This window comes from Frigoribacterium sp. VKM Ac-1396, assembly GCF_015350895.1.
GTDB lineage: Bacteria > Actinomycetota > Actinomycetes > Actinomycetales > Microbacteriaceae > Frigoribacterium.
This window is the reverse complement of the sequence record NZ_JADKSD010000001.1, coordinates 1,509,898-1,523,398: the sequence shown is the minus strand read 5'-3', so window position 1 is coordinate 1,523,398 and position 13,501 is coordinate 1,509,898. Positions and strand designations below refer to the sequence as shown.

Annotated in this window: 10 protein-coding genes; 5 read left to right on the top strand and 5 right to left on the bottom strand. The window is 63.8% G+C overall.

The window, feature by feature from the left end; translation table 11 throughout:
• Window positions 1-478: 478 nt before the first annotated feature.
• On the top strand, window positions 479-1,345 hold the full coding sequence (locus ITJ55_RS07060; protein ID WP_194594659.1) for a hypothetical protein: 867 nt from the start codon (window positions 479-481) through the stop codon (window positions 1,343-1,345).
• A 204-nt stretch (window positions 1,346-1,549) separates the two neighbouring features.
• Here the strand turns inward: ITJ55_RS07060 and ITJ55_RS07055 are convergent, their stop codons facing one another.
• Window positions 1,550-1,903: a hypothetical protein gene (locus ITJ55_RS07055; protein WP_194594658.1), complete on the bottom strand. Its 354-nt coding sequence runs from the start codon at window positions 1,901-1,903 to the stop codon at window positions 1,550-1,552.
• Between the two features lie 930 nt (window positions 1,904-2,833).
• Between ITJ55_RS07055 and ITJ55_RS07050 the strand changes: the two genes are divergently transcribed.
• On the top strand, window positions 2,834-7,018 hold the full coding sequence (locus ITJ55_RS07050) for a DUF11 domain-containing protein (RefSeq protein ID WP_194594657.1): 4,185 nt from the start codon (window positions 2,834-2,836) through the stop codon (window positions 7,016-7,018).
• Between the two features lie 432 nt (window positions 7,019-7,450).
• On the opposite strand, the gene ITJ55_RS07045 is transcribed toward ITJ55_RS07050, so the two are convergent.
• Window positions 7,451-8,035, bottom strand: coding sequence for a hypothetical protein (locus ITJ55_RS07045; protein ID WP_194594656.1), 585 nt, complete (start codon window positions 8,033-8,035; stop codon window positions 7,451-7,453).
• Between the two features lie 41 nt (window positions 8,036-8,076).
• Entirely contained in the window at window positions 8,077-8,559 is a 483-nt protein-coding gene (locus ITJ55_RS07040; protein ID WP_194594655.1) for a hypothetical protein, read from the bottom strand.
• Window positions 8,560-8,694: 135 nt separating this feature from the next.
• Between ITJ55_RS07040 and ITJ55_RS07035 the strand changes: the two genes are divergently transcribed.
• Window positions 8,695-9,000 carry a LuxR C-terminal-related transcriptional regulator gene (locus ITJ55_RS07035; RefSeq protein WP_162240614.1) on the top strand — a complete coding sequence of 102 codons (306 nt, stop codon included), beginning with the start codon at window positions 8,695-8,697 and terminating at the stop codon, window positions 8,998-9,000.
• A 996-nt stretch (window positions 9,001-9,996) separates the two neighbouring features.
• Here ITJ55_RS07035 and ITJ55_RS07030 read toward each other — a convergent pair.
• On the bottom strand, window positions 9,997-10,674 hold the full coding sequence (locus tag ITJ55_RS07030; protein ID WP_194594654.1) for a hypothetical protein: 678 nt from the start codon (window positions 10,672-10,674) through the stop codon (window positions 9,997-9,999).
• A 744-nt stretch (window positions 10,675-11,418) separates the two neighbouring features.
• Here ITJ55_RS07030 and ITJ55_RS16250 point away from each other — a divergent pair.
• Window positions 11,419-11,550 (top strand): hypothetical protein, encoded by a 132-nt coding sequence (locus tag ITJ55_RS16250; protein ID WP_255521216.1) that lies wholly within the window; start codon window positions 11,419-11,421, stop codon window positions 11,548-11,550.
• A 557-nt stretch (window positions 11,551-12,107) separates the two neighbouring features.
• Here ITJ55_RS16250 and ITJ55_RS07025 read toward each other — a convergent pair.
• Window positions 12,108-12,749, bottom strand: a complete 642-nt coding sequence (locus tag ITJ55_RS07025; protein WP_194594653.1) for a TetR/AcrR family transcriptional regulator — start codon at window positions 12,747-12,749, stop codon at window positions 12,108-12,110.
• A 113-nt stretch (window positions 12,750-12,862) separates the two neighbouring features.
• Between ITJ55_RS07025 and ITJ55_RS07020 the strand changes: the two genes are divergently transcribed.
• The coding region (locus ITJ55_RS07020; protein ID WP_194594652.1) for an FAD-dependent monooxygenase at window positions 12,863-13,501 on the top strand (639 nt) is incomplete at its 3' end.

Below are 13,501 nucleotides of genomic sequence, written 5' to 3'. Positions count from 1 at the left end.
CCCGTGAATGATCGGACCGACGACGTGAGGCCTCTCGCGCTGATCTCCCGAGCTAACTGACTGCCCATGTCCGAGAGATGCTCGCCAGCATCGCCATCCACAGCCACGATGCCTCCACCGGACGGAAGCTGACTCAGCATCTCGGAAACCAAGTCATGGATGACGGTGTTGCTCATGATGCTTTCTCCTGCTCACTCGTTCGTCGAAACGGAAAAGGGAGTCGGCGGCCGCCGACTGATGCGGCTGCACGAAGCGGTCGCGAACCTGATGCAACCACGAGCATGCGCCGACGTTCAGCCCTGTAGAAGCGCGTGCTTGGAGCGCCCGATAGGGGATGGTCTACCGCTCTAACGGCCTGGCGTTGGGCTCTCGGTCCGAAGAATTGAACGGTAGTGACACCCGTTGCCGCAAGTGGTGTGCTCGAAAACACTAGGTTGGCTTTCGTGAGACGCCATCACCGTTGCCAGGGCCCAGCGGAATGATCACTATTCGACCGACACCCGCCGGGCTCGAGGCAGACATCGTCGGGCCGTGGACCAAAGCCGACGAGCGGAAGATGCGCAAACGGGGCATCACGGGGCTCGTCCTTAACTACGCACATGGGTACCAGGAAAGAAATCTCGATTTCATCTCGGGCCTGCAGCTCGAGCGGCTCATCATCCTTTCTCGGACAACTTCTGATCATGAGCCCATCTACGATCTCGCTGACACCCTGATCGAACTGAACATCACGACCGACCCCCGGCTCGAGGTCGATCTCACTCGGCTTCCTCGCCTGAAGGAGCTCGGCGCCGATTGGAGGCAGGTACGGGACACGATCGGTGCCGTAGATGACCTGGATTCTGTCTGCTTCGGCTTGTACACCGAAGCAGATCTGCTCCCCTTGGCACACCTGCACTCTCTTTCCAGGCTGACGCTTCTTGATCGCCCCCGAATCGAGACGGTGACTGGCCTCTCGGAGCTGCCTCGTCTTCGGTTCCTCGAGATCGCATCCGCCTCTCACCTCCGAGACATCACCGAGCTCGCATGGAACCCGACTCCACTTCTCGAGTCCTTGAGCTTTGCGTACTCAGCTAACGTCTCGGACCTCGAGTCGATCGCGCACACGACTTCCTTGACGCAGCTGACTCTGTCAGACATGGGAACCTTCGTCAGCCTCGCGCCACTTGTGCGGCTTCGACGCCTCGAACGGTTGTTCCTGCACGGCTCGACGAACGTCTCCGACGGCGACCTAACTCCGCTCCTCGACCTGCCTGCCCTCAAGCTCGTGAGTCTGGCGAATCGTCGGCACTACTCGCCGCCCGCCTCCATCATCAGATCACAGATTGCTTCACGACCCGGGTGACCTGTCGCGCTAGCTTTCTGCCGGCCTTTGTCTATATCAAGGGTGCATGAGCCCGCTGCCCGATAGAGGATCGCTCACCGGGTTACTCCTGGCTCGTATCCAGCGGGCACCAACTCCTATGGCTTCGCCCGCGGCCGAGAACAAGGTTGAGTGTCCGGTTCGAGCCCAGGGGTCGGACGGGCTCAGGAGAGCATTCACCAAGGCTCAGACGACAATGATGGCGTCACCGTTCCAGATCTGGAAGCATTCGTACTGCACCGAATCGTCAACGGCCTCAAGTGCACGACTGTCTCCGAACTCAATGCGAATCGCATCTTCTGCCAGACGGTAGGCGTTGGTCACATCCATCGACAGCAGCGCAACAACCTCGGCGGCACCAGCCGGAATCTCGTCATAAACGAGAACACTTCCGGCCTTGTCGATCCGGTAGACCGACTCGATGGACAACCGCACCCGCTCATCGAAACGCAGCTGAAGTTGAAACTGGGTGAAATCTGCGGACTCGAGCCTCTTGCCGGGAAGGAACGACAGGTCGATATCGACGGGGACGCCATACATACGCCGAGGCTAGCTTGCAGCCAGACGTCCTTCACCAGAGCCGGCCAGATGCCCGATAGGGGATCGGCGACCGGGCCCGCGGTTCTTCCTCAAGGGGAAGCCTTCTGGGCTAGGTGACGTCCGATTCTCTTTGGGTCAGGGCTCAGATCCTTAAGGATTTAGTTCCTCTGTTCGAAATCTCTCCAGGAGCGGCGTCGCGCTGGTTTTCGGCGGCACGAGGCGCTGCGGGGGCGAGCACACCGAACAGATGGCGGTCACGCGCATTCCTCCATTCGACGTGGATTGGACGCAGGTTATCGAAGCGGGTGTTTTAGATTGCGCCGGCTTGAGTGAGCAAGCACGTGGCTTAGACGTTCCCCGTCTTCGTCTGTCAATCAGGCGGTGTCGTCCTGCAGATTTCCACGGCGGTGGGAGACATCGGAGCTGCGATGAACCCACGGTGGGGAGGCCATGGATTCAGTCAGCTACTTGATCTAAGCCCAGGCGGCTCGAGCCCCCGCCATTCGGTCTCCGCCCGAGACCTAACAACTGAGCTTTTATCCACTTAGCGAAAATGAGCCAAAATATGGACATCGATGATGGGCGTTGGCTCACTGGCAAGAACGCGAGTGAGGCCCGGATTCGTGCGGAAAATCTCTGCCCTGCCGGATCGATCTCAGCCACAAGCCCCCGAAGTGGGGTACTTGTCGTGCTGTCAGCGAACTGATTGGGTGGCGCGCAGAGGCGGTACGAGGCGACAGGCGTTGTCTACGGCTGCCTTCGAGGCCTGGGTCTCCATCTGGATCAGAGGTGGGGAACCAGCCGGGGCCTGACCACGGCCTGCCAGTACTGGGCTGGGATGTCCGTGGTGCACGCGCTCTCAGGAGCGCCTAGACCGCAATCCAGATCGGGGATCAGATGCACGTCCGAACCGTCCAAGAGACGCTCACGATGGACGGCCGCCGGCCGTTGTTCAGGAGTCTTTCCTTCATTGCCCTGCTGACGCTTCTCGTCGGCATGCTCACTGCCGTCACGGGAGCCGTTTTCCCGCAGAGCGCTCGCGCCGCGGTGACGTGCCCGCCCGGGACGATCTTCGTCAACACCGGTGGTGGAACTAGGGATCTTTACGAGTATTCGGTGGATGGGACGCTTATCCGATCGACCCAGCTCTTCCGGGACTACGGAGATATTGCCTTCTCGAGCGACGGATTGACGCTCTACGGTGTGAACTTCAGCCGCCCGGGGACTCTGTACACAATCGATACTGCGACTGGAGCCGAGACGGGCTCCATTCCCATCACGGGCGCTCTGCCCTTTGTCTCCGTGAACGCCCTCAGCGCCCTAAACAATGGCAACCTTCTCATGGGTGCCTCGGGCGACCGCGCTGTTTACGAGTTGGATCCTGAGACTGGCGTGTCGACGATCTACCAGGCCGCTTTTCCCGTTGGTTTTTCCTCGGGTGGTGACTTCCTCACTCTCGCCGACGGTGACGTACTTGCTGTGGCCAGCATCGACAGCGGGACGCCTGCGAACAGCAGTGCACTGTTCCGGTTCAGCCCCGACGGAACGGTGACGCAGATCGGGACCGTGCCCCAGGCATTCGGTGCAGCTCAAAGCGGCGGCGCCATCTACCTCGCCGGTTCGGGTGGAGGTCTCTACGAAGTGGGTGCCCTCCCCACGGCTGCTTCCACCGCAGCAATCCCGACCACGAATCTTGCTGCGACGGGCCTCGGGTTCTACGGCGCGACATCAGCCCAGGACAGCGGCCTCTGCTCGAACCTCACCGTCAACAAGACCGCCACCCCCGAGTCGGGCACCGCGCTGCTACCGGGTCAGACCGTGACCTACACCGTCGTTCTCTCCAACACCGATGGCACGGCTCCGGCCGAAGTCGACAAGACCGACGACCTCACTGCCGTCCTCGACGACGCCACCATCACCACGGCCCCGGCTGTGACTTCTGGCACGCCTCTGACTCTCGGTCCGGTCAGCGATGGCAGCTTCCGCATCTCCGGGGTCATCCCGGTCGGCGGCCAGACCACCCTCACGTACACCGTTACCGTCGACGACCCCGCTACCGGTGACCGTGTCATGTCCAACTACGTCGTCGACACCGGCACCGCACCGCCCGGCGAATGCGTCGCCGGAGACACCTCCTGCACCGTGCACACCGTCTCCGAGCTGACCCTGACGAAGAGCGCGGCGCCTTCCGCTCCGGAGCAGTACACCGCCGGCCAGACCATCACGTACACCTTCCTCGCCGAGAACACCGGCGGCAGTGCCCTTTCGAACGTCACCGTCACCGACACCGGCTTCACCGGCTCCGGAACCCTCGGAGCGATCACCCCCGCCTCGGTTGCGAGCCTCGCCGTCGGTGAGACCGTGACCTTCACTGCCACGTACACACTCACCCAGGCGGACGTGGACCGCGGCTCCACCTCGAACACGGCCACGGCCACCGGAACACCCCCCACCGGCGACCCCGTCACTTCGCCCCCGTCGTCCGTGACCATCCCCGTCACCCCGGGACCTGCTCTGCGAGTGGCAAAGACTGCGGACACGGCGGAGATCACCGAGGCGGGCCAAACGGTCACTTACAACTTCGTCGTCACCAACACCGGAACCGTCACCGCCACCGACGTCACCCCCGTGGAGGGCGATTTCTCCGGCACCGGAGACCTCGGTCCCATCACCCCGACGACGGTTGCTTCCCTGGCACCCGGTGCGTCCTCGAGCTTCACCGCAACCTACGTCGTGACCCAGGCCGACATCGACTCGGGCGCTCTGTCGAACACCGCGACGGCAACTGGTACCACTCCCGGCGGGGACCCGTTCCCGACGCCCCCCGGATCGACGGTCACCGTCCCTGCCACGCTGGCCCCGGCCCTGACGGTCGACAAGACTGCCGACACCACCGAGATCGCCGAGGCCGGTCAGACGGTCACGTACTCTTTCGTGGTCACCAACACCGGAAACGTCACCGCCAGCGATGTCGCCCCGGTCGAGGGCGACTTCTCCGGCACCGGCAACCTCGGAGCCATCACCCCGGCCCAGGTGGCATCACTCGCTCCTGGCGGGTCGGCCACGTTCACGGCGACCTATGTCGTGACCCAGGCCGACGTCGACTCGGGCGCCCTGACGAACACCGCGACCGCGACGGGCACGACCCCCGGCGGGGACCCGTTCCCGACGCCCCCCGGCTCGGCCGTCACCATCCCCGTCGTCCCGGGCCCTGCCCTGACGGTGGTCAAGTCCGCCGACATCACCGAGATCACGGCGGCCGGTCAGACGGTCACGTACTCGTTCCAGGTGACGAACACCGGCACCGTCACGATCAGTGACGTCAGCCCCCTCGAGGGCGCCTTCAGCGGCACCGGCGACCTCGGCCCCATCACGCCCACAACGGTCGCGTCCTTGGCCCCGAACGCGTCGGCGACGTTCACGGCGACCTACGTCGTCACCCAGGCCGACATCGACTCGGGAACGCTGTCGAACACAGCAACCGCCACGGGCACCACCCCCGGCGGCGACCCCGTTCCCACGACCCCCGAATCCACCGTCGAGATCCCCGTGACCCCGGCACCGGCCCTCACTGTGTCGAAGACCTCGGACACGACAGAGATCACCGAGGCCGGTCAGACGGTCACGTACTCCTTCGTGGTCACCAACACGGGCAACGTCACCGCCAGCGACGTCACCCCGGTTGAGGGCGACTTCTCCGGAACTGGCGACCTGTCGGCCTTCACCCCGGCACCGGTGTCCCTGGCCCCGGGTCAGTCGGCGACGTTCACGGCGACCTACATCGTGACCCAGGCCGACGTGGACTCGGGTGCATTGACGAACACCGCGACCGCGACCGGGATGACCCCTGGCGGGGACCCGTTCCCGCCTGCACCGCCCTCGACCGTGGACACACCGACGAACGCCACCCCTGGCATCAGCGTGGTCAAGAGCGCTGACATCACCCAGGACGAGTTCGCGACCGGAACCGAGGTCACGTACTCGTTCGTGGCACAGAACACGGGCAACGTGACCCTGACGGATGTCACGATCGATGAGGGCGAGTTCTCCGGAACGGGCACCCTGTCACCGCTCGCGCCGGCGGCCGTGGCGACCCTCGCTCCGGGTGAGACGGCGACGTTCACCGCGACGTACGTCCTGACCCAGGCAGACGTCGACGCCGGCGAGGTCACGAACACCGCCACCGCCACCGGCACCCCGGTGTTCCGTAACTCCAACGAGCCGAACACGCCGCTGACGTCGACACCGTCGAGCGCGATCGTCCCGGTCGAGGAAGCACCGGCGGTGACCGTGGACAAGACCGCCGACGTGACGACCCTCACCCAGGCTGGTCAGACGGTGACGTACTCGTTCCAGGTCACCAACACCGGGAACACCACCATCACCGATCCCGTGATCGACGACACGGAGTTCTCCGGCACTGGGGAACTGTCCCCGGTCACAGGTCCCGAGGGTGACGTGGTCCTGCTGCCCGGCCAGGTCGCGACCTACACCGCGACCTACGTCGTCACCCAAGCCGACGTCGACTCCGGAGCGCTGACGAACACTGCCACGGTCACCGGCACGACCCCTGGCGGTGACCCGACCGCCCCGTCGGCACCCTCCACGGTTACTGTCCCGACCGCGCCAGCACCGTCGCTCACGATCGTGAAGACCGCTGACAAGGCCTCCGTCACCGGGGCCGGCCAGGTCATCACGTACACATTCACCGCGACCAACACCGGCAACGTCACCCAGCGCGACATCGCCATCGTCGAGGGCCGGTTCAGCGGCTCGGGCCAGCTCGGCCCCGTGATCTGCAACGCAGGCACCGCGACGTTGGCCCCCGGGGCGACGCTGGTCTGCACCGCGCAGTACCAGACGACCGCAGCCGACGTCAGGGCCGGCTCAGTGTCCAACACGGCGGTCGTGTCTGGTGTGCCTGCAGTGACGACGACGCCGGCGGAGCGGACCGTGTCTGACCCGTCGACGGCCCGAGTCACCGTCACCGCACCGACTGTGCTGGCCTTCACCGGCACCGACGGACTCCTCGGACTCCTCGGGCTCGGAGGAGGACTCATCCTGGTCGGCGCACTCCTCATCCCAGCCGTTAGTCGGCGACGGATCGCGGGCTGACAATCACGGCGGGAGCAGAACCCTTCCGGGCTCTGCTCCCGCCCAGACTTCCCCGAAAGAGGAGTTATGCGACACGGACACAAAGCCGCTAGCGATCTAGCTCGGGTTGATCCGTAGTCGAGAGGCTGTTCCGCGTCGGGTCGGAACAAAGTCAGGGTGGTTCCTGACGCACAAGGCGGGGTCGTTCACGGTTCAGGGCGACCCCGCCTTTCCCTATGCCCTAACACGCCGTAAGCGTTGATGATGCATGACCCGGCTCGCTTGTAGCGAATGCCCGATAGGGGATCGGTCATCGGTTCACGCTGCGGTTCTTGCCCCGTGGTGATTGCGTCTTCATCAAGGATGATCTCGTGACGACTCTCGTCAGATCGGTCCCCGCCGGCCTGAGAGGTCGACGGGGACCGACTGTGTCGAGCGATGGGCCGTTCGGTGTCAGGACACTCGCGACGTCTGGAAGTGCCATTCCTGCTGCGGGGCGTTGAAGGTCGCGGAGGAGCCCTGCTTCACGAGGGTGCAGCTGGAGTTCTCGATGTACTTCGTGGTCGTGCCGCTGTACTTCATCGAGCCGATCGCGAGGCGCCCTGACCCGTAGCTGGACGGGACCGTCCATGACCCCGAGTTCGTTGTCGTGCCGGTCTTGCTGGCGCCGATGGTCACGCCCACGTCAGCTTTGACGCTCGCGACGACATTGCTCACTGTGACTCCCGTGGTGGCGGTGATGCTGCCCGAGACCGTGAACGAGGTGGAGGTACTGATCGCGAGGGTCACGCCCGGGCCACCTGTGACCGAGCTGTTCGCCCCCGACGCTTGGGTGAAAGACCCGGCCGAGCTTGACGATTTGTAGACGACCCGGCTTCCCGAGCAGAGGGAGTCGGTGCCGTCAGTGGAGTCCGTCCCGTTGGTCGTTGTGGGTGCACTCTGGACACCCGCGGTGGGGCCCTCGGCTGCCATCGCGCTTGTGCCACCCGCCAGGACGAGAAGGGCTGTGACGGCGACGGCGGCAAGGCTTTTCTTCATGAGTACTCCTTTTGTTGTCTGGTCCGACTCGCGTCGGCTGGTCACGGCACCGGGATGGCGGTGATCCAGTAGTCAGTCCCCGCCGAGACGTCCAGGCGGACGCTCAGGGGGTCTTCCCCGGATGGCAGCGGGATGGTCCCGCTGCTGGTGAAGTCAGGTGTGCAGTCGCCCGAGTAGAACGTGCCGAGAGTGACCGTGAACTCACCGGCTGCGCAGGCGATGTAGAAACGCAGCTGCGTCAAGGACGGGTCGGGCCTGGCCACGTCGAACGTGGCCGCACCTGTGCCGTGTTCGTGCAGCGACGGCGAGACGGTCGTGGCGAGGAAGGCGTCCGAATCGGGGTCCTCGAGCCGTGTCAACGGGTCGACGAGTGTGCCACCGGTCGCAGGAGGCGACGTCGGGCTGATCATCGTCGGGTGGTTCGACGCTGGATCGGTGGAGGATGTCGTGGCGACGCATCCGGTCAGGCTGACGAGGCAGATGGTCGTGGCGAAAGCGCCCGTCCAGGTGGTCTTCGTGGCCATCATGTCTCCTTCACGAGGTGCTGCAGTGAGGCTCATGAAAGACCAGAGGGCCCTCCCGCCACAAGGCGAAACGGCCTGTTCTCGTGAGGACTAGTGATCTGTATAGTGACCGACAGACCGGTCGGAAGGGGCCTCGTGGCACACAAGTCGCGCTGCGCGCATTGCGTGACGCCCACCCAGGCTCAGATCCTGGTCGAGCTCTCGCGTGGCCAGAGCTACGACACCATCGGTCAGCGGCTTTACCTCGCACCGACCACGGTCGCTTACCACGTCGCCAAATTGCAGGCGAAGTTCCGGGTGCCGAATCGTGCAGCGCTCGTCGCGGCTGCATTCGTGTTCGGCATCCTGGCCGGCGACCAGTGGCCGATCGAGGCCTCGGGGCTCTTGCACGCCACGCTCGCTGAGCCTTGTGACGACGCACTCGACGCCTCGACGTCGTAGAACTCATCCGCGCTGGCTTCGGCGAACGAGGTCGGTTTCTCTGAGCCAGGCCGATGTCCTGTGTGGCAGTCGACACCTCGAGTCGATCAGCTTTGCTGGGATGCTGGAGACCTGCCCTGCGAAGGGGCGCGAAGAGAGGCGTTGAGGGCATGTGGAAGTGGCGTGTGTCGGGCGGCTGCGTCGTCGTTCTGGGGATCGCCACGCTGGTGGTGGGCCTTTGGCTCACGGACGCTTGGCTCGCAGGTGATCTCGAATCCACCGGCCGAGGCCACCCGCTCCTCGTCGTCACGACTGGTGGGCTGATCGCGTGGTCAGGTGTCGGTCTCTTCACTCACCCGACGCGGGAAGCAGCACGTCTGACTCGTGGCGATGAGCTCCTGGCTCGAGCTCGACGAGCTCATGCAACGGCGCGCCAGGACGCGGCTCGACGCGCGCGGCGGAGGGCCCGCTCAGCTCGGTGGCCGTTCAGCTGGTTCGTTCGCGATTGAGGCGCGTTGCCCGTTCGGGGATCGCTCACCGAGATCAGTTTCGGACTGACCTATCGAGACAACCGGCGCTCCGTAGCTGCGGGGGAGTGGCTAGCGTCCGCCGATGGTCGGTGACCGATCGGCTATCGAGACACCGAGGATTGCTCGTACGGTGGACAGATGAGTCCAAAATCCCCCGCCCCCAGCGCGTACTCGAGCTTCGCCGCCATTGGGAATGGTACAGAGGTTCATCTCCGCTTGATTGGAGACGACGAGACGGTCAAACCCGAATACGCCAACGCCAAGTTGATTTCCGAACCAACGCCTACTGGTCCGAACAAAGAGTTCAGCGCGAGATTCGAGACCTCCGGCGGCCACGAGACGGTATCCGAGGTTAATTACGTGGCCTGGAACCGGTATGGCAAGAAGTGGTCCTAGGTGCTCTGCGGTTGTGTCCCAGTGGCCGATCGTAATGCGGTCAGATCAGCGGCTGGACGACGTCAGCTTTGAGTCTGTTTGCGGCTGACACCTACTTGGAGACACTGCACGTTGGGTGGTAGTGCCGACGGTTCATCAGCCCGAGTGTGTTCAGGTGGGGCAGGTCGGCGATGGCGCCGAGATCGCCGTCGATGAATCGTGTCGATTCGTGGAGGAACAGTCCGCGGAGTTCCGTCAAGCCGGCCAAGGGGCTGGCACTGGGTACATCACCGATGTTCCCCAGGCCGAGTGTTTTCAGGGAGCGACAGTGGGCCAGTGGCTTCAGATCCTGGATTCGGCGGCAGCTGTCCAGATCGAGGGCCTCTAGTCGTGCACCAATGGGGCCCTCGAGCCTGGTGATGTCGGCAAGGTTCCTGCCTCCTGCGATGGTGAGCGACCGCAGCGACACGAGCGCATCGAGGCCCTCGAGCGAGGCCACGCTGGGCCGGTCCTTCATCCGTAAGCGGCTCAAATTCTTGAGCGGAGACAGGGGCGTCAGGTCCTTTTCCGTGAAGCATCCGAGGTAGAGGTCTTCGAGTCCCGTTGCGGTGTGGAGTGATTCTTCGACTATGGGCCAGTCAGCCGAGAGCGACGTCAGGGCAGGAAAGCGGCTCAGGTCGATTCTCGCTCCGGGTGCGACGAGAAGTTGCAGAGACGTCAAGCGTTGACCGAGGTCGTAGAGAGGTTCAAGATCCTCGATCCAGCGCGCGACGATGGCGATGCTCGTCACGGTCGCAGGCAAGTCCCGGAGGAGTTCGAGCGTGGTTTCTTGAAACCCGTGTGATGAGTTCAACCACACGGTTTCGGTGTGGTGCCGCTTCAACTGGCGGGCGTCACGACCGGTCCAGGGACTCGCGACGGCCGTGAATGCTTCGCCCCAGTGGGACTGCTTCTCCGTGACACTCATCGAGGCCGATCCGGCGAAGTGTTAGGGGACGCGATGTGGGGCACGGGGCTAGCTAAGTGGTTCCACGCCTTCACAACAAGCACGGGTGTGCTCTGGCCGAACAGCTCGAGGGAGGTGCCCGATAGGGGATCGCCAACTGGTCTCGGTCTGGCGGCACCGCAGGCAGCTCGGCCGGGAGTCGCAGGCCCGCTACCGTGACCCCATGGCACGTCCATCTCGCCCCACTCGATGGGCGTTAGTTCTCAGCGTTTTGACCGTCGCAGCACTCGTCGTCTGCGCTATCGCAACCGTCAAGGCCGGGTGGTTCACACCGGTCTTTCCCTGGCCAGTGCCTGAGGGCACGGAGATCGTCCAGACAAAGCAGCAGTTTGAGTCGGCGCTCAATGCGCAGCGTGTGGGACGAATAGCCGCGGTTATAGCGCTCGTTTCGGCTCTTGGCTCGGCTGTTGTTACGTTCGTTCGTCGACGAGCCCGGCGCGCCCGATAGCCGATCGTTATTCGGACTATCGGTGCCCCCCGAGAGCGTGTCGGGACAGACTTGAACTTTCCCGACCAAAGGGCAAAACCGTGAGCATCACCCTCCTCGAGGACCAGAAGGTGTGGGGCATGATCCCCCGCGAGATAGCCCTGTTGTGCGCATACGGCACCGGACTGATGACGGCACTCATGACTGTCATGGCCTTCGCCACGCAAGCTTGAATACTCCTCGGTGGAGCTGCCATCGGGGCAGTCATCTTCCTCTTCCTTCTGAGGCTTTCCAGCTATCTGCGCTTGCTTGCGTATGCCTCGGTGCCCCTCGACGAGTGAAGAGCTGGTTCCGTGCGGACTATCGCCTGGTAGGGGGTCCCTCAGCGGTGCACAGGTTTGGGGGTTGCATTCAGACGAGGAGGGCGGATGTGATTGTCGCAATGACAGTCTGAGCGAGTGCCACTTGGTCGACGCGACTCATGAGACGTGATTCTCGGGCTACGGCAGAGTCCAGTTTCGGTTCCGCGCTGCATAGTGCGCCTCGACCTCGACTTGATACTCGATTCCCACGTGACGCATGGTTCGCCCGCGGTCGAACCTGTAGCGTCGAAGCACCTCGGTTCGATAGGTCATCAGTTGCTTCAAGCAGGGGCTTCATCCTGGGGGAGTTGGCTCTGTCAGTCATGGCAGGGCCAACGGTCTTTAAACGACACCGGTCACGTCCGCCCGCGTCCCTGCCTTGAGCGAAAGACCACCCGCCCGATAGGGGATGGTCTACCAAGACGCGTTCAGGTGACGTGCTCCCTGTGCCACCAGGTCGACAAGTGGTCAAGGGTCGCCGCGGCTGCGTCGTTCAGACGCTCGCGGGTGTCTCCCCGATGAGCATCCGACAAGACCGCATCGCCGATGCTCGCGGTGGTCTGCTGCACCACTGAGACGAGCGCGGCCGCGTACGCCCGCTCGGACATCGAGTTCGGACCCGTACCGGCAAGTTCCGCTGCCACCGCGGTCGTGACGTCGTCGTAGAACTCCAGCGCTCGACGTCGGAGCAGCGCACTGAGCTGACACTGCGCGGGGAACTCGCCCTTGGCCAATCCCTCGTTGTCCTCGACGTACCGATCGATGTCCTCGAGGACGAGGGAGCGCATCGCATCGGCCGGTGACTGCCGAGAGTCTCGCCCGGAGATCGCACCCCGGATCTTCTCAAGCACTTCGTCTGCTCGGTCGAAGACGAGGTCCGGCTTAGTCGGGAAGTAGTTGTAGACCGTCGGCTCCGAGACACCCGCGGCGCCCGCGATGTCCGCGATAGACACCTCGTCGTACCCGTGCTCCGCGAAGAGCCGAGCCGCCACATCACCCAGACGCTCGCGGGTCTCTCGCTTCTTGCGTTCTCGGAGCCCTGATTTGGCACCCGCGCTTGCTTGCTCCATTCCACAAGTCTGCCACGAAACATAAGGTGACCCAAAGTTTCTGCTACCGTTGGCATCGCTCGAAAGTTTGGGTCACTATAAGTTCGGTGGGAGCCGGGAAAAGGGGACGATCAATGAACACGCACGCGCAGGAACAGGTGCTCATCTCGGGAGCGAGCTTCGCGGGTCTCGCGACAGCACTGTGGATGCGTTGGCTCGGCTACGAGGTCACGATCGTCGAGATCGGATCCGGACTGAAGCGCGGCGGCACCCCCGTCGACATCCGCGACGACACCATCGCGATCGTTGAACGGATGGGCCTGCTCGAGGAGATCCAAGCCAAGGCCCTTGTTCCTCGCGTGACCGAGTTCACGACGCCGGAGGGAGAGCTCATCGCGCGGATGGACCCAGAACCGCCCACGGACGACTCGGCCGGCGACGGCTACGAGATCCACCGAGACGATCTGCTCGACATCCTCGCCGCCGCGACGGAGGGGGAGGTCGAGATGCTGTGGGGCAACTCTATCGAGTCGTTGACCGAGCCCGACGAGGACAGTGTCCACGTGGTCTTCCGCGACGGCACAGAGCGGAACTTTTCGATGGTGATCGGGTGCGACGGCAACCACTCCACGGTGCGGCGACTGCGCTTCGGTCAGGAAGCACTCCACACCCACTTCCTGCAGACGTACTTCTCCTTCGCCACCCTCGACCACCTCGTCATCGACCGGCAGACGACCCAGATCACCAACGCGCCCGGCGTGACGATGCTGGTG